Origin of the sequence: Vibrio sp. TRT 21S02 (assembly GCF_050113675.1) — a bacterium.
Lineage (GTDB): Bacteria > Pseudomonadota > Gammaproteobacteria > Enterobacterales > Vibrionaceae > Vibrio.
Genome location: NZ_JBNJOI010000002.1, coordinates 104,410 through 120,665, shown reverse-complemented (window position 1 = coordinate 120,665; position 16,256 = coordinate 104,410). Strand labels below are relative to the sequence as shown.

Annotated in this window: 15 protein-coding genes; 3 read left to right on the top strand and 12 right to left on the bottom strand. The window is 43.4% G+C overall.

Going from position 1 to position 16,256, the window contains the following annotated elements:
• Nucleotides 1-72: 72 nt before the first annotated feature.
• The 3 genes from ACQEXU_RS02680 to nrdD form a co-directional block, all read right to left on the bottom strand.
• Entirely contained in the window at nucleotides 73-1,254 is a 1,182-nt protein-coding gene (locus ACQEXU_RS02680) for an aromatic amino acid transaminase (protein ID WP_427009567.1), read from the bottom strand.
• Between the two features lie 174 nt (nucleotides 1,255-1,428).
• The gene (gene nrdG / locus ACQEXU_RS02675; protein ID WP_427009566.1) at nucleotides 1,429-1,899 is read right to left on the bottom strand and encodes an anaerobic ribonucleoside-triphosphate reductase-activating protein; all 471 of its coding nucleotides are present in this window, start codon (nucleotides 1,897-1,899) and stop codon (nucleotides 1,429-1,431) included.
• Nucleotides 1,900-1,972: 73 nt separating this feature from the next.
• On the bottom strand, nucleotides 1,973-4,093 hold the full coding sequence (nrdD, locus tag ACQEXU_RS02670) for an anaerobic ribonucleoside-triphosphate reductase (protein ID WP_367989865.1): 2,121 nt from the start codon (nucleotides 4,091-4,093) through the stop codon (nucleotides 1,973-1,975).
• 292 nt (nucleotides 4,094-4,385) lie between these two features.
• Between nrdD and ACQEXU_RS02665 the strand changes: the two genes are divergently transcribed.
• Entirely contained in the window at nucleotides 4,386-5,276 is an 891-nt protein-coding gene (locus tag ACQEXU_RS02665) for an endonuclease/exonuclease/phosphatase family protein (RefSeq protein ID WP_427009565.1), read from the top strand.
• 11 nt (nucleotides 5,277-5,287) lie between these two features.
• Here ACQEXU_RS02665 and ACQEXU_RS02660 read toward each other — a convergent pair whose 3' ends face one another.
• From ACQEXU_RS02660 to ACQEXU_RS02640, 5 genes are read right to left on the bottom strand one after another with little or no spacing between them, the layout of a single operon-like run.
• Nucleotides 5,288-6,325: an efflux RND transporter periplasmic adaptor subunit gene (locus ACQEXU_RS02660; RefSeq protein WP_427009564.1), complete on the bottom strand. Its 1,038-nt coding sequence runs from the start codon at nucleotides 6,323-6,325 to the stop codon at nucleotides 5,288-5,290.
• Entirely contained in the window at nucleotides 6,322-9,624 is a 3,303-nt protein-coding gene (locus ACQEXU_RS02655) for an efflux RND transporter permease subunit (RefSeq protein ID WP_427009563.1), read from the bottom strand. Before ACQEXU_RS02655 ends, ACQEXU_RS02660 begins: the two co-directional genes overlap by 4 nt.
• Before the next feature lie 43 nt (nucleotides 9,625-9,667).
• A complete protein-coding gene (locus tag ACQEXU_RS02650; RefSeq protein WP_427009562.1) occupies nucleotides 9,668-10,117 on the bottom strand; it encodes a DUF6691 family protein in 450 nt (149 codons plus the stop codon).
• A gap of 17 nt (nucleotides 10,118-10,134) precedes the next feature.
• Nucleotides 10,135-10,563: a YeeE/YedE family protein gene (locus ACQEXU_RS02645; RefSeq protein ID WP_427009561.1), complete on the bottom strand. Its 429-nt coding sequence runs from the start codon at nucleotides 10,561-10,563 to the stop codon at nucleotides 10,135-10,137.
• A gap of 16 nt (nucleotides 10,564-10,579) precedes the next feature.
• Nucleotides 10,580-10,882, bottom strand: coding sequence for a metalloregulator ArsR/SmtB family transcription factor (locus tag ACQEXU_RS02640; RefSeq protein WP_427009560.1), 303 nt, complete (start codon nucleotides 10,880-10,882; stop codon nucleotides 10,580-10,582).
• A 174-nt stretch (nucleotides 10,883-11,056) separates the two neighbouring features.
• Here ACQEXU_RS02640 and ACQEXU_RS02635 point away from each other — a divergent pair, with 174 nt between their 5' ends.
• Both ACQEXU_RS02635 and ACQEXU_RS02630 read left to right on the top strand, forming a co-directional pair.
• Complete coding sequence (locus tag ACQEXU_RS02635) at nucleotides 11,057-11,242, top strand: YgaP family membrane protein (RefSeq protein ID WP_427009559.1); 186 nt, start codon at nucleotides 11,057-11,059, stop codon at nucleotides 11,240-11,242.
• A gap of 12 nt (nucleotides 11,243-11,254) precedes the next feature.
• Complete coding sequence (locus ACQEXU_RS02630; protein ID WP_427009558.1) at nucleotides 11,255-12,958, top strand: FAD-dependent oxidoreductase; 1,704 nt, start codon at nucleotides 11,255-11,257, stop codon at nucleotides 12,956-12,958.
• A 58-nt stretch (nucleotides 12,959-13,016) separates the two neighbouring features.
• Here ACQEXU_RS02630 and ACQEXU_RS02625 read toward each other — a convergent pair whose 3' ends face one another.
• The 4 genes from ACQEXU_RS02625 to ACQEXU_RS02610 form a co-directional block, all read right to left on the bottom strand.
• Entirely contained in the window at nucleotides 13,017-13,529 is a 513-nt protein-coding gene (locus tag ACQEXU_RS02625) for a superoxide dismutase family protein (protein ID WP_427009557.1), read from the bottom strand.
• A gap of 129 nt (nucleotides 13,530-13,658) precedes the next feature.
• Nucleotides 13,659-14,072, bottom strand: a complete 414-nt coding sequence (locus ACQEXU_RS02620) for a GNAT family N-acetyltransferase (RefSeq protein ID WP_427009556.1) — start codon at nucleotides 14,070-14,072, stop codon at nucleotides 13,659-13,661.
• Nucleotides 14,069-14,761 (bottom strand): aspartate/glutamate racemase family protein, encoded by a 693-nt coding sequence (locus ACQEXU_RS02615; RefSeq protein WP_427009555.1) that lies wholly within the window; start codon nucleotides 14,759-14,761, stop codon nucleotides 14,069-14,071. The genes ACQEXU_RS02620 and ACQEXU_RS02615 overlap by 4 nt, the downstream gene beginning before the upstream one ends.
• Before the next feature lie 188 nt (nucleotides 14,762-14,949).
• On the bottom strand, nucleotides 14,950-16,032 hold the full coding sequence (locus tag ACQEXU_RS02610) for a site-2 protease family protein (RefSeq protein WP_427009554.1): 1,083 nt from the start codon (nucleotides 16,030-16,032) through the stop codon (nucleotides 14,950-14,952).
• Nucleotides 16,033-16,256 lie beyond the last annotated feature (224 nt).

Sequence of the window (16,256 nt, the reverse complement as noted above, 5' to 3'; positions counted from 1 at the left end):
AATCACCTAATCACACAAAACATTTAAATCAGCGTTACTCGCTAGCAGTTTACAGCGAGTAACCACAAATGCTTACGCTATGTTGATTATCGCGTTGGCAACGTATGGAATGTCCTTTTCCGTTAAACCAGCGATATTAATTCGGCCATCTCCTACGCCATAAATACCATATTGTTCACGCAGTTGGGCCATTTGATCTTGGCTAAAGCCTAGCATAGTAAACATGCCTTTGTGGCTTTCAATAAAATCGAATTGTGAAGTATTGTGTGTAATTCTCAATTCATTACACAACGTTTTACGCAGGTTTAACAATCGTTGCTGCATTTCACACAACTCTTGCTTCCAAACCGTTGTTAGCTGGGAACTTTGTAAGATTGTTTTCACCAAAGCTGCACCATGATCGGGCGGCATGGTGTAAGTCGCGCGCGCTAAGGTTAGAAGTTTGCCTTTTGCATTATCAACATCTTGTTGCTTTTTACCCACCACAATCGCTGCGCCAGTACGCTCACGGTACAAGCCAAAGTTTTTTGAGCATGAAGTTGTGATCAACATTTCTTCTACGTTATCAGCCATAAAACGTAGGCCCTTTGCATCTTCTTCGAGGCTATGGCCAAACCCTTGGTAAGCAATATCAACAAATGGAGTAAAACCATTCTTTTGCGCAAGTTCAGTAATGGCTTGCCATGCTGAGAAATCGATATCAGCACCAGTTGGGTTATGACAGCAGCCATGAAGTAAAACCACATCTTCAGGCCCTGCCATTGCAAGCTCTTCAAGCATACGTGCCGTGTCCACTTGCTTTGTTTCGTAACTAAAATAGGAATAGAACTTAACCTTGAGTCCCGCCGCTTCCATCACTGGTTTGTGGTTAACGTAGCTCGGATTAGAAATCCAAACGGTGGTGTTTGGTTGAGCGACTTTCATTAGGTCACCAAGCATCCGTAATGCACCACTTGCCCCCGGAGTTTGAATCGCTGCGACACGATCCATCGCTGAAGTTCCACTAAGTAGGAGATCGATCATGGACTGGTTAAACTCTTCACAACCAGCAAGACCGACATAAGATTTGGTTTTTTGCGTCTCGACAACAATGTCCTGTGCTTGTTTGATCGCTTGCATCACCGGTGTTTCACCGTCGCTATTTTTGTAAACGCCAATGCCAAGGTCTACTTTTTCGCTACGGGGATCGTTACGGTATGCAACGGATAAAGAGAGAATAGGATCCAATGTTGGAGTAGATAAGTGAGTAAACATGAAAGTCACAACCCTTTGAAATTCAGTTAGTGAGACTCAACTTACCATCTAATGAAAAGATCGAGAATTAAAATTTTATTGGTGAGTAATAAAATAGAATAAAGAATCGTTGTCCTTAACAATTACTTAACCATATCATGCAAAGCCGGAGATTATTCTATGAATAAATGAGGCTCACAGTTTGAACCGATGGATAATTTGATTCGCGCTACCACGCCATTCAAGGTTTAAATCTTTTTTCTCTTGTTCAAACTTACCATCGATAAGAACATCAATGTAATCTAACACCTCACGCTGTTCGTCGTTTAGTTCAGCAAGTGTATACCCTGTCCATACCCAAATGTCTTTCTCTGGAGAGCACTCTGCTCTCACTCGTTTAACAAGCTTTAGAATATCAGCCACATTAGCCGGATGCAGTGGGTCTCCCCCGGATAACGACAAACCTTTGCGCTTGATTCTTGAGTCATTAAGGTCTTGAATGATTTTATCTTCAGCTTCCTGAGTGAACGACGTACCAGAATCTAACCTCTGAGTAGACTGGTTGTAGCACCCTCTGCATTGATGAATGCAGCCAGAAACAAACAAGGTACAACGTGTTCCCGGGCCATTAACAACATCAACTGGGTAATACTGGTGATAGTTCATCGCAAATTTCTATAAAGTAAAAACAAAAATAAGCCGCCACGATAGTTTCGAAGCGGCTTGAACACTAAAATGATTACAGGTGCTTCACCCTGCGCTTAACTTCTTCTTGTTTACCAAAGTTAAACGGACGCGCATCTGGGCTTCCTAAATATCCGCACACACGACGTGTTACGGAAACTTTTGTCGAATCATGATTACCACAGCTTGGGCAGGTAAAACCTTTACTCGTACAATCGAATTCGCCCATATAACCACATTCATAGCACTCGTCGATTGGTGTGTTTGTGCCATAGTACGGAACACGTGAGTAGCTATAATCCCAAACATTTTCTAGCGCTTCGACATTACGCTGCATATTTGGAAACTCACCGTAACAAATGAAACCACCGCTAGAGATTTCTGGGTAAGGCATTTCGAAATCGATCTTATCGTATGGATTTACTTTCTTCTCTACATCAAGATGGAAACTGTTGGTGTAGTAACCTTTGTCCGTTACACCTTTAATCACACCAAACTCTCTCGCATCGATGCGACAGAAACGGCTGCATAGGTTTTCGCTTGGTGTGCCGTATAGGCTGAAACCGTAACCTGTTTCCTCTGCCCAACCGTTCACCGTCTCTTTTAGGTGCTTGATGATTGCTACTGCTTTCTCTCGTAGCACAGCATCATCGTATACGTGCGCTTCGGTACCAAACAATGCGTTGATTGTTTCGTGTACGCCGATGTAGCCAAGAGAAATGGAAGCTCGACCATTTTTGAAGATTTCTGCGATAGAATCGTCTGCTTTCAGACGAACACCACACGCTCCTTCCATGTAAAGAATTGGTGCAACACGTGCTTTTACGTTTTCCAAGCGAGAAATACGTGTTTCTAGCGCTTTGCGAGCAAGATTTAGGCGCTCGTTAAGCAGTTCGTAGAATTTCTCTTCGCTGCCGTTTGCACGAATTGCGATACGAGGAAGGTTTAAGCTCACAACACCTAGGTTGTTACGACCTTCGTGGATTAGCTCACCATTTTCTTCGTAAGTACCAAGGAAGCTACGACAACCCATTGGCGTTTTGAATGAACCCGTTACTTCTACGACTTTGTCGTAGTTAAGAATGTCTGGGTACATACGCTTAGACGCGCACTCAAGTGCCAGTTTCTTAATGTCGTAGTTTGGATCTTCAGACTTGTGATTCAAACCATCTTTGATGCCGAATACTAGCTTAGGGAATACCGCTGTTTTACGGTTTTTACCTAGACCAGCAATACGGTTCTTCAGAATCGATTTCTGAATAAGACGTGATGCCCAACTTGTACCAAGACCGAAGCCAAACGTTACAAATGGTGTTTGACCGTTTGCCGTGTGCAGCGTGTTTACTTCATATTCTAACGATTGGAACGCATCGTAACACTCTTTCTCAGTGCGCGCTTTTGCGAACTCTTCTGGTTCAGAAATGCTCCACTCTTTTGCGATCTCTAGGTGTTTCTCGTAGCTTGTCATCACGTACGGTTCTAGTACTTCATCAATACGGTTGATGGTTGTACCGCCGTAGATGTGGCTTGCTACTTGAGCAATGATCTGTGCTGTTACTGCTGTTGCTGTGGAAATTGATTTCGGTGTATCAATTTCAGCGTTACCCATTTTAAAGCCGTGCGTAAGCATGCCTTTAAGATCGATAAGCATACAGTTAAACATTGGGAAGAACGGTGCGTAGTCTAGATCGTGGTAGTGAATGTCACCCACATCATGTGCCTGAACGACATCACGTGGCAAAATATGCGTTTTCGCGTAGTGTTTCGCAACGATACCCGCTAACAAATCACGTTGTGTTGGAATCACTTTACCGTCTTTGTTTGCGTTTTCGTTGATTAGGTCGACATTGCTTTCTTCGATAAGGCCTTCGATTTCACGAGTAAGTGCGCTTTGCTTTTCGCGGGCAATATCTCGATCATGGCGATATTCGATGTAAGAACGTGCAAGTGATTTGTATGGTCCTTGCATTAGTTCGTTTTCGACCAAATCCTGAATTTCGTGGATATGAACTTCATCGTAGTCTTTAAGCTTTAGTTCTACAGCTAACGCTACATTTAAAGCGTAAATCGCGATTTCCTTATCGACATGCTCTGCTGCCGCTTCAACTGCAGATTGAATACGATCCCTGTTAAACGGAGCTCTAGAGCCGTCACGCTTGATTACGATTGGTTTCACTTTTTCTCCTTACCCCAGCATACTCACAGAGTTATCCACAAACACACTATATAGGGTTATTTTTTATTCTACTGACACTACATGTTGTGGCGTATTTAACGAGAAGCACCATATAAAAGTATTGATTTAGATCAACAAAACGCGGTACCAGATTAAGATCAAATCGATCTTAGTGCAGCGGATCTCACTTGCTAAGAAATATCTGCAAACAGCAAAAATTACATGTTTTTTGCTTGCATTTTTTCGAGGTCTTGTAAGATAAAGGCTGGAACAAAATTTTAGATTACTTGTTATGAAAAATACGATAATTAGACTTGTTTTTGCTAGTGCCTGCCTTATCCACACTAGTACTTATGCAGCAACACCCTCTACGACTTTTACCTCATGGAATTTAGAGTGGTTGACGCTAGCGCCTTCAAACAAAATTGAAGAATCCCATAGAACCAGTAAAGACTTTGAAGTATTGAATTCACATTGGAACAAGCTTGAAAGTGATGTGCTTGCTTTTCAAGAGGTCGACAGTGCAGACGCAATACAGGAAGTTGTTGGTAAAGGTTATAAGATTTTTCTATCTGATCGCGCAAACAAAACTTACCGCAATAACCAATTCAGGGACATAAACCAATACACGGGCTTTGCCGTACGTAAAGGTATTTCGGTTAAAGATGTAGGCGACGTTCGTTTGGCAACATCGGCAAATAGTAAACTGCGCTTTGGCAGTTATATTATTCTTTTTGACAACACTCCGACTCCGATTCATGCCTTATCGGTTCACTTGAAAGCGGGTTGCAGCGGCGCATACAACAACAGTAAGAGCTGTCGTAAATTAAAAGCTCAAGGCGCAGCGATCAATGATTGGATTAAACAAAGAGAAAAAGCAAACGAGCAATACATTATCCTTGGTGATTTCAACCACAATATGGCGTACAAAAAAGATTGGTTGTGGGAAAGTATCGCCCAGAATAACAGTGCTGAATTAACCACACGTAACACGAAGGCAAATTGTAAAGTTCGTTCTAAGTCATCCCCGCACAAATCACATCAATTTCGAGCGGTAATTGACCATATCATTGTGAGTTCAGATCTAAATGCGGCTCAGACTGAGCAAGTACCCTATAAAACACAGCAAGTTTTAGACTACCAGCTTAGCGATCATTGCCCCGTTAGCACCAAGTTAAAGTAAGTCTATTCAGATTAGGGGTTCAACACCACGTTGTCCCCCACGATGAGTCCTTTCCGTACTCGTCCCTCTTCTCCCAGTTGAACTAAACGAGTCTCAAGCTTCTCGCCATTCAACACTTTCACATAATCCAACTGCCCAACTTGATAAACAGCGTTGAGTGGAACGTAAAGTTCACGTTGTTCATCTAAAGGAATACTCACTTGGGCATAGGTTCCCGGATATAACGCGTCTTCACTCTGAAATGATAACTTGACCATGTAACTTCTGGAACCAGCATCGGCCGCAGGCGTAATCTCAATCACTTGCCCTTCTTTTTTATACTCATACGTGGGAAAGCCAATCATTACCCTCATTTCTAACTCCAGGTATGGCATAACAGATTCCGAGACGTTTACTTCAACTTGAAGTGATTGAGGATTATAAAGGCTGAGTAATTTGCTCCCGGGTGTTGCGGTATCACCTTCATTCACAGATTTATACGTGATGACACCGTCAAATGGTGCCGTAATAATGCTGTAGCCAAAAGTGGTTTCCGCCTCAGTTACCGCTGCTTGGGCTTTGTTAAAATTTGCCTGTGCGGTTTGTAGATCGCTTATCGCTTGATCAAATTGAGATTGAGGAACAAGCTTTTTCGCCACCAACTCTTTAACTCTTACAAACTCTTTACGAGCATTATTTAGCTGAGCCTGTACTGAAGCGACCGCTTGTTCTGTTTGGGTTACGCGTGCATCTAAATCACCACTATCAAGCCTAAGTAGCACACCACCTTTAGTGACACTGTCACCAATATTAACTAACACATCCGCTATATTCGCCGTTAATCTCGCAGAAATATTGGCTTGTTGATTGGCAACCACCACGCCAGGAAATGTTCGCTCTTGTTTTGTTAGCTGCTCTTTAAGGGTAATGATTTCATATTTTGAGTGATCATGACGAGTCACCTGGCGTTCCGTCGGCAGCTTTTCACTAAACCCATCCGCCATGTAGTAAAACAGCACCACTAACACCGCAAACAGCCCGACGCCTAGCCAGCGATTATTCAGTTTCATAATGCTTCCTCCTTGGTAGGCAATCCGTGCCCAAGCTGATTCTGGTATGCGAGGTTATACACCACAGGTACAACGAGTAAGGTAAAAACAGTTGATGCTGCGATTCCAAAGATGATCGCCCATGCAAGCCCGTTAAAGATTGGATCCAACGTAATGACAATGTTACCTAGCAAAGTGGTTCCCGCAGTCAAGAGAATTGGTCTCATACGTACTGCGCCAGATTGAACAAGTGCATCATGTAGACGTAGCCCTGCACGTAAAGATTGTTGAATAAACTCAATTAATACCAGCGAGTTACGCACCACAATACCAGCTAATGCGATCATCCCGATCATCGCTGTAGCCGTAAAAAATGCAGGATTAGGATACTGGTTGATATCGCTGCTTATTGCGTTCAACAACCAAAAACCGGGCATAATACCAATCACTGTCAAAGGTATTGCGAGCATGATGATGCCAGACACGGCAGGCAGGCCTGTTTGAATTAACATAACAATAAACACACCAAGTAGTGCTGCGGCGTAAGCAATACCTAAATCACGGAATACATCAACGGTAATTTTCCATTCCCCTTCACCACTCCATATCACTTCTACGTCCGGAGCAACCTGCCATTCATCCCCACCGCCATTATTCAGATAGGTACGGCTTTCCCAAGGTGTTGATGATTTGCTTTCTCCTTGATCAGCCAATACATCAGCGACGATCTCTCCCGGGACCCGCCCCACTGATTCGGCATACACGTAAACAACTGGCTTAAGGTTTTTGTGATAAATCGGCTTATCTACCGAACGCTTTATAAATTGGCCAACTTCACTGAGTTGAACCAAGGGCTGAGGCGCATCTATCACAGCGCCATTTATAAACTGTTTTACAACACCGGCTTGACCACGCACATACAGCTGTAACAATGCATCGAGTTTGTCTCTTTGCTCTGCAGGTAAGCGAACCTCAATTGGCAATGGCTCAACTTCTCGCTTCGTTTCTAAATATCCCAGCACCACACCATCATTCGCCGCCTTAATTGTGGCATTGATGTCCTGTATTGAGACACCAGAAAGCGCTGCTTTTTCTTGGTCTACAACAAATTGCCACAGCTCTAATGCCCCCGGAGAACTGGTATCTACTTCGGTCACGAATGGTTCTTTCTTTAATCGATTTGCGACAATATGCGCTTGCTGTTGTAGCGCTTCATAACTCATCGGTGGCGGTCCATAGACTTCAGCCGTAATAGTTGCAATCACCGGCGGTCCCGGTGGCACTTCGACAATTTGAATCTCAGCATCATAGCGCTTAGCGATCGTTTCTAAATCATTACGTAAGCGGGTAACAATCTCATGTGATTGCATTTGTCGATATGCCTTTTCAGCAAGTACGACTCTAAGCTCCCCTTGGTGTGGCTGGTTACGCATAAAGTAATGTCGAACCATACCGTTAAAGTCCATTGGGGATGCCACGCCCGAGAAACCTGATACCGATATAACCTCCGGCACATCAACTAAATAGTCAGAAAAGCCTCGAAGTGCATTTGAGGTATCAACAAAACTGCTGGATTCGGGCATATTGACTACGATCTGAAATTCATTTTTGTTGTCGTAAGGTAACAGTTTTAACGGCACCAAGCGCAGCGCAGGAAGCGATGCAGCAAGAACAAATAACAGCGCAACAACGCCAAGAAAAGACCACGCTTTGGCTCGGCTTTGTAATAATGGGAGCAATAGCTTGCGATAGAGTTTAAACAAAAGCGTCGATTCAATTTGATGATCACCACGCGCTTTAGCAGCAACCAAGATCTTGCTCGCGAGCCACGGTGTGATTAAAAATGCCACCAAGGTACTGAATATGACGCTCACAGGCACGTTGAATGCTAGCGGCCCCATATACGGTCCCATCATCCCGGTTATGAAGAACATGGGTAAGAACACAATGACAATCGCCACAGTCGACATAAGCAGTGCGCTACGAATTTCGACCATGGCATAGACAATTGCTTTTGTCCGAGAGAGATCTTTACGTTTTAGATAGCGTTCAATGTTGTCGATACTTGCGATGGGATCATCAACGATCAAACCCAAAGCCAGAATTAATGCAAATAATGTGACACGGTTAATTGAGTAGCCAAAGAGCAAGTCCATACCTAGCGCCGCGCCATAGCTAATAGGGATCGCAATCGCTACCACAAGTGCGCTACGCCAATTTAGGAACAACCCCACGAACACCACAACTGTGAGTATCGAGATACCAAGGCTCGAAATTAGGTTCGATACTTTGTCGTTAGCAGTTTGCCCATAATTTCGAATAATTTCGATGTCCACCACATCCGGAAATTGAGTGTTTTTTAGATGCGCCAGTTGCTTAAGGACATTGTCAGCAACATCAACAGCATTGGAACCTTTTTGTTTAGCGACAGAGATAAAAACCGCAGGATATTCCTGCCCGCTCTCAGCCTCGCGAAACCACGTGTCACTCGTCGCTTCTCTCGCCGTATCATTCACTGTTGCAACATCACGTAGATAGACAGGCTTCCCATTAATTACACTCACCACGAGGTTATTTAATTGAGTCACATTAGACAGCAACCCGCCTGATTCGATCTGGTAGTGCCTACCCTCGACTTGAATATGTCCTGCATTTTGTTTGGCGTGAGATAAGGTAAGAGCATGTTTTAAGTCGTCGATTGAGACATTGAAATTTGCCATCGCAACGGGATCAAGTTCGACATTGATAACGCGAGCTTCACCTCCAACAACCTGAACAGAATTGGTTTCTTTAAGGGATTTAATGCCAAGTGTCGCTTGGTCTGCAATTCGCTTTAACTGATGACGATCTACTTGATCACTGTTTGTGCTGTATAAAGCGGCAACAACGATCGGAACATCATCAATCTCGATGGGTTTTACCAACCAATTTGTCACCGCCGGCGGGATTTTATCTTGATTTGAATAGAGTTTGTTATACAGCTTGACCAGTGCCTGTTCTCGCTGCTCACCAACATAAAAGCGCACAATAACCTGAGCGGCACCTTCCATTGAAGACGAATACACATACTCAACGCCATCAATCTGGCTCAATAATTTCTCTAGGGGCTCGGTAACTTGCTTTTCCACTTGCGCCGCTCTTAATCCCGGAGCTGAAACTAAAACATCCGCCATGGGTACGACAATTTGTGGGTCTTCTTCTTTTGGTGTTAACCAAAGCGCTGCAACACCAATTACGACCATTAATACAATAAGTATCGGCGGAAAATAACTCACCATCACGCTATGAATAAAACGTCCCTGCTGTTGATGTAACTCCATGTTACCTCCATAAGGAATCGGCAAATATACTAAGTTGGTTTACTCATGCAACATTGAATCTCTTGTCCGTTTTTCCGAAAATAAGCCTTGCCATCAGTGACCCTGTAACCATAGAAATAACAAACAACACAATATTCGTGTTGCCTAATGCTAAACTGGTCACGGCTGGGCCCGGACAAATACCAACAAGTCCCCACCCAAGTCCAAAGAGTGCTGCACCTGAAATTAGTTTATTGTCAATGTTTGTCTTGGTTGGTATGCACAACTCATTGCCCAATAAACTGTGCTTTCTCGGTTTAATTACCATGAAATAACATGGTAGAAACACCGCTAATGCACCGCCCATAACAAATGCCAAACTTGGGTCCCAGCTGCCCATAACATCAAGGAAACCAATGACCCTCTCAGGGTCTATCATCCCTGATACCACCATTCCAGAGCCAAACAATACGCCTGACAATAGTGCAGAAAAACGGAAAATATTCTTATTCATTTCAAAATCTTCTCTTTTCATAACACTGGAAGTAGATGCAAACGAACGTAAACAGTCAGTCCAGCTACCAACATAAAAATGCATGTTGAAACAATGGAGCGCTTCGACAACCTGCCGATACCACAAATACCATGACCGCTTGTACAACCATTACCAATACGGGTTCCAAAGCCAACTAACATACCTGCAATGATGATCAAAGGCAGTGGGGTTTCTGACAATGTCGGCACTGTCGTTCCAAGCAACAACGCGCTAAACACACCGCCAACCATCATTCCACCGACAAACAGTAGCCGCCATGAGTAATCCCCCTTTTTAGAGATAAATAACCCGTTCACAATGCCGCTTATGCCGGCGATCTTTCCATTAACGAGTAACAAAATTGACGCTGAAATTCCCAGTAAAACTCCACCCAGCAGTGATTCCCAAGGAATGATTAATTCCATTTTCTACCTCTACTAATTACACTTCATGACCACAAAAAATTGAATGTAGGCTTTGAATTAGGGCCTCAACTCTTGGGTCAGCAAGTGAATAAAAGACTTGTTGTGATTCTTTGCGCGCACAGATCAAATTGTGCTTACGAAGTACCGTTAAATGCTGCGAAAACGCGGATTGGCTTAAATTGGAACCAGACTGCAATGCACCGACCCCAACCTCACCTTGTGTAAGCTGACACAACACCATAAGGCGATCAGGGTGTGCCATGATCCTTAGAAGATCGGCCGCTTCAGTAGCGTTACTTTGCATTTCTGCTATATCCATGACTTCTTACCATTATAAATTTCTAAAAGTTATTAATTTAGAGCTTACTAAATAACATTATTTAGTCAAGACTAATTTAGCCTAAGTGAAATTAGATAATTTAACATTAGACTTTTCTAATTTAAGAAATTATAGTTCTTATAGATTTTGAAATGAATGGTAAGGAGCAGAGTCATGTCACTAGAAAATGTCGTACGCGTGTTCGCAGGATTAATGGTTTTGATCTCGGTGTTATTGACACTCACCGTGCATAGTGGATTTATTTGGTTCACAGTGTTCATCGGCGTTAACCTGATACAAAGCGCCTTTACTGGTTTTTGCCCTGCTGCTCTTTTCTTCAAGAAATTAGGCTTTAAATAATTGGAGTTATCAATGACTAAAATCGTAATCGTAGGTGGTGTCGCCGGTGGTGCATCAGCGGCAGCACGCGCTCGACGCTTGAGTGAAGATGCTCAAATCATCATGTTTGAACGTGGCGAATTTGTTTCATTTGCTAACTGTGGTTTGCCTTACCACATTGGTGGCGATATTCAGGATCGTAGTAAGTTACTTCTACAAACCCCAGAAAGCTTCTTATCTCGCTTTAATGTCGACGTGCGTGTGATGAACGAAGTCCTTAGCATTGATCGCCAAAATAAAACCGTTCGTGTGAAAAACTTATTGGACGGTACAGAGTACCAAGAGTCTTATGATTTCTTGCTGCTAAGCCCCGGCGCTGGCCCAGTTATTCCGCCAATCGCTGGCATTAATAACCCACTCACCCATTCACTTCGTAATATTCCGGATATGGATCGTATCCTCCACACAATACAGATGAATAAACCCGAACATGCGACCATTGTCGGGGGTGGTTTTATCGGACTTGAAATGATGGAAGCATTCCACCAACTTGGCATCAAAACAACGCTGATTGAAATGGCTGACCAAGTTATGACTCCGGTTGATCGTGAAATGGCAGGCTTTGTTCACGCTGAAATACGCGAAAAAGGTATCCAACTCCAGCTTGGAGTCGCATTAGAGGCTGTAGAGTTCCTTCCTAACAAACATATTACGAGTATCGATTCTGGTGAGAACGAAGAACACCAGCACATAGAAGGCAAACTCAATTTAACTTTGAATAATGGCGAAACTCTGACCACCGATATTCTCATTATGGCGATAGGCGTGCGCCCAGAAACCAAGTTAGCTCAAGAAGCTGGCCTTAAAATTGGCTCGCTTGGTGGTATTTATACCAATGAGTTAATGCAGACAAGCGACCCATCCATTTATGCCGTAGGTGATGCTGTTGAAGACAAAGACTTTGTAACCCAGCGTCAAACCCTTGTTCCTCTTGCAGGACCAGCTAATCGTCAAGGCCGTATCGCCGCTGACAATATGCTCGGCAGACAAGAAACCTACCAAGGTACACAAGGCACTGCGATTTGTAAGATCTTCGATCTCGCCATCGCATCTACAGGGAAAAATGAAAAGCAATTAAAGGCCGAAGGTATCGACTACGAAAAAGTCTATGTCCATACCGCGAGCCACGCCAGCTATTACCCAGGTGCCGAAATTGTCTCATTCAAAATGCTGTTTGACCCAAAAACAGGCAAAATCTTAGGTGCTCAGGCTACAGGTAAAGGCGGTGTGGATAAGCGTATTGATGTGATGGCCGTTGCTCAGCGAGCAGGAATGACGGTAGAACAGTTACAGCACATAGAATTAACCTACGCTCCCCCATATGGCAGTGCAAAAGACGTAATTAACCAAGCCGCCTTTGTTGCAAGTAACATTATTAAGGGTGATTCAACCCCTATTCATTTTGACGAAATTGAGACCTTAAATGACAGCCAAGTTTTGCTTGATGTACGCAATCCTAGTGAACTAGAAAATGTCGGCTTTATAAAGGGTGCCATCAATATTCCTGTAGATCAGCTTCGTCATCGCATGAACGAGCTTCCGAAGGACAAGGAAATTGTGATTTATTGCCAAGTTGGGTTACGTGGTAACGTTGCGTACCGCCAGTTAATCAACAACGGCTTTAAAGCCAAGAATCTATTGGGTGGATATCGAACTTACAAGTTTGCACAAGAATAATTTCATTCTGAGTACGCCACTGCTCAACAATTTTGGGAGCCATATAGGCTCCCATTTTTTATTTGATTACACCACAGACAAGACGAGCTCCGCCACCACCAAGAGGTTTGGGATGATCGGAGTGGTTATCCCCACCAGCGTGAATCATTAAAGCGCGCCCTTTCAAATCGGCAAGTTTAACCCTGGGAGCTAAAACTGGTTGGTTAACGTCACCTTTTTCATCAGCAAACAGTGGCGGTAAATCCCCTAAATGGTTTGAGTCAGTCCAAGGGTGACCATGTTTACCCGTATTCTCTGGATCATAGTGACCACCAGCTGCGCCACCTAGCACAGTTGTGCCATTTTTTTCTGCACTATCACAGGAAGGGTTTTGATGTATATGAAAGCCATGTAGACCTGTAGATACATTCTTAAGCGACGGTGTAAACGTCGTGCCATATTCAGTTTGTCCAACCACAATATGGCCAACTGGCGTACCTGAGGCAAGGTCTATCATTTCTACGTTGAGCGCTGACGCTGAAACCGCAACTGAAGGAAGCATCAGTCCGGCGAGCAAGATTATCTTTTTCATTGTTATATCCTTGTTGGTTTAATCAACAATGAAGGGTATAGCACCTCACGTAATGATTACCAAGATCAATGAATGCGAAAGCGATAAAATAACCAACATAAAACGACATCCGTTCAAATTAAAATAGCCTCACAGTTTAAGGATCATTTTAAAATAAGGAATTTCGCCTTTGTAAAAACGCTCTCCTTCAACCGTTAACCCAAAGCGCTGGTAAAAGCCAATCGCACTTTCTCGAGCATCGCACCAAAACAACGCCACTCCACGTTGTTTAAATTGTGCTAATGCATGCTCTAAAACGACACTACCAAGCCCTTGTCCTCGAAACGTATCAAGGGTCGCGAATTTTCTTAACCTAACTTCATGATCAGAGAAATAAAATGATGCGACGCAAGACAATTGGCCATCAGAAAAACCACCGAGGTGCCAAGCGGTATCATCACCTGCTACCTTTAGCTCTGATAATGCTTTACTTGGCCAAAGGACTTGCTGACGAATAGCTAAGGTTTGCTCTGCTTGAATCTCTGCAACCGAAAGTTTCTTCATGACAGCGCCAACGCAATCGCTGCATCAGTATGAATTTTCGTTGTATCAAAAACGGGGATAGATGAATCTTGATCTGAAATAAGCATTCCAATTTCAGTACAACCTAAAATCACCCCTTGTGCGCCATCAGCGGACAGATCGTCGATGATCGTTTGGAAATCATGCTTAGAGCGACGAGTAACTGTTCCACGACAAAGTTCATTATAAATGACGTTGTGAACTAATTTACGCTGCACTCCATTTGGCACAAAAACTTCAATACCAAACTTATCAACCAACCTTTGCTTATAGAAATCCTGCTCCATCGTGAATGCAGTACCGAGTAATCCGACTTTGGTGATCCCTTGGCGTATCAGTGCTTCACCTGTTGCATCTGCAATGTGAAGTAAAGGGATAGAGACATTCGCTTCAATTTGAGGGGCAACTTTATGCATTGTATTTGTGCAAATCATTAAGAACTCAGCGCCAGCTTGCGCTACGGATTGAGCGGCCGCCGTTAGAATCGTGGCCGTTTCTTCCCAATGGCCTTGGTGCTGAAGTGCTTCAATCTCATGAAAATCAACACTATTTAGCAGGATCTTTGCAGAATGTAGGCCACCTAGCTGTTGATTGATCCCTTCATTGAGCAGCTTATAGTACGTTAAGGTGGACTCCCAGCTCATTCCCCCAAGTAAACCTATTGACTTCATTCGCACTCCCATATTTGCGTAAAGAAAGAGAGTCCCAGATTAAACAGTTCCAATAACAAAGTGCAAACACTCAACCGTTAGGAAGCCGTCAAAACTCTTAGTTAAGACACTTCCACACAATTTGAATCTTACACCTTGCATTGCATAGGCCTTATTTATGTATTGTCACTGACAAACATAGAAACACGTTAAGTTCCTAGTATTTGCAATGGTAACTGCAACAAAGTATCGCCTGTTCCTGCAAAGAACCAGATAATGCTAATCAAACCGCCCACTAACGAAACGTACCAAAGCGCAGCGACAATTTGTCCGTAGCGATCAAGCGGCAACAAATGACTTTGATGTCTCGAACGCCATTCAAGTACGATCTCTAATGTTCCCATCACAAGCAACAAACCAAACAGGGTTAACCCAAGCGAGTAGCTAAGAACAACACCACCCAACGCCGCTAATGTACATAATGTAATGCCGGTAACACTGTTCATTGAGAAACTGATGCTCTTGAGGATATGTCCCCCGTCTAGCGGTAATATCGGAAGCAAATTAAATAGGTTAAGAAAGGCATTGAAGGCAGCAAGCCCGGCAAAAAACATGTTTCCTGTGGCGAGATAAATACACAGTAAAAGTAGCGATAAGATGAAACCAAAACACGGCCCCATAATTGAAATCACCACATCTTGCCAACGAGTGTTTATCTTCTCGTCACTAAGAGCAAGGCCACCGAGGAAAGGAACTAAATAGATGCCTTTTGTTTTCATGCCAAAATACTTCATGGCTCTCACATGACCATATTCGTGAATAACCAAACAGGCAATTAACGATATCGCGAATTGGAATGAAAACAGCCACGAATAAGCGGCCAGACTGGCAGAAGCCAGCGCGACTTTAATTAGCTTAGCGCTTTTAAATGCCTTTAAGGCAAGTGATGCTAAACCGATGACGCTAAACTTTCTTTCCGCCTTAGGTGGATTGTAAGGCTTCTGACGTTCAATATCTTGAGTATCTCTATTTCCTTCAGTTACCACTTGGTCATTAAGCAACACTTGGTACGAAAAAGAAAAAGGTTGCCAACTAACCGTAGACTCTAACCGGCAATGTAGCTGTTGTTCTCCATCTGACAACGTAAATTCATGGACATCCTCATCCCCTCTGTCTGCATCTGCATCGAGCTGAGAAACCAACTGGTTGTTCCAAAAAAGCTGTTGCCATCCAGCCATCGAACCTTCTAACCGAAGGGGCTTACCCAAAAAATCAATTGAAAGCAGTTCCAAATCTTGTTCCTTACCTATTTAGAATCGGATGGGATTATGACCTCTATGAGAATGAGCGTAAAGTGAGTTGTGTTATGTGACAGTGTCATGTTTAACCTTTTTGGTACGCAGCTGTTTACAAGCTGCTGAACTTTAGTCAATTTAAAGTAAAAACCACTCGGTTAAACGCTTGCGTTCGGTAATAGCCCTTTCATTTAGGAGGATAAAGTGCATAATAGCCGCGT

Bases quoted from the DNA above. Each gene is read 5' to 3' on its own strand.
- ACQEXU_RS02680 (WP_427009567.1), bottom strand. From the start codon at position 1,254: ATGTTTACTCACTTATCTACTCCAACATTGGATCCTATTCTCTCTTTA.
- ACQEXU_RS02650 (WP_427009562.1), bottom strand. From the start codon at position 10,117: ATGAATAAGAATATTTTCCGTTTTTCTGCACTATTGTCAGGCGTATTG.
- ACQEXU_RS02645 (WP_427009561.1), bottom strand. From the start codon at position 10,563: ATGGAATTAATCATTCCTTGGGAATCACTGCTGGGTGGAGTTTTACTG.
- ACQEXU_RS02655 (WP_427009563.1), bottom strand. From the start codon at position 9,624: ATGGAGTTACATCAACAGCAGGGACGTTTTATTCATAGCGTGATGGTG.
- ACQEXU_RS02625 (WP_427009557.1), bottom strand. From the start codon at position 13,529: ATGAAAAAGATAATCTTGCTCGCCGGACTGATGCTTCCTTCAGTTGCG.
- ACQEXU_RS02660 (WP_427009564.1), bottom strand. From the start codon at position 6,325: ATGAAACTGAATAATCGCTGGCTAGGCGTCGGGCTGTTTGCGGTGTTA.
- ACQEXU_RS02635 (WP_427009559.1), top strand. From the start codon at position 11,057: ATGTCACTAGAAAATGTCGTACGCGTGTTCGCAGGATTAATGGTTTTG.
- ACQEXU_RS02615 (WP_427009555.1), bottom strand. From the start codon at position 14,761: ATGAAGTCAATAGGTTTACTTGGGGGAATGAGCTGGGAGTCCACCTTA.
- ACQEXU_RS02640 (WP_427009560.1), bottom strand. From the start codon at position 10,882: ATGGATATAGCAGAAATGCAAAGTAACGCTACTGAAGCGGCCGATCTT.
- ACQEXU_RS02665 (WP_427009565.1), top strand. From the start codon at position 4,386: ATGAAAAATACGATAATTAGACTTGTTTTTGCTAGTGCCTGCCTTATC.
- ACQEXU_RS02620 (WP_427009556.1), bottom strand. From the start codon at position 14,072: ATGAAGAAACTTTCGGTTGCAGAGATTCAAGCAGAGCAAACCTTAGCT.
- ACQEXU_RS02630 (WP_427009558.1), top strand. From the start codon at position 11,255: ATGACTAAAATCGTAATCGTAGGTGGTGTCGCCGGTGGTGCATCAGCG.
- nrdG (WP_427009566.1), bottom strand. From the start codon at position 1,899: ATGAACTATCACCAGTATTACCCAGTTGATGTTGTTAATGGCCCGGGA.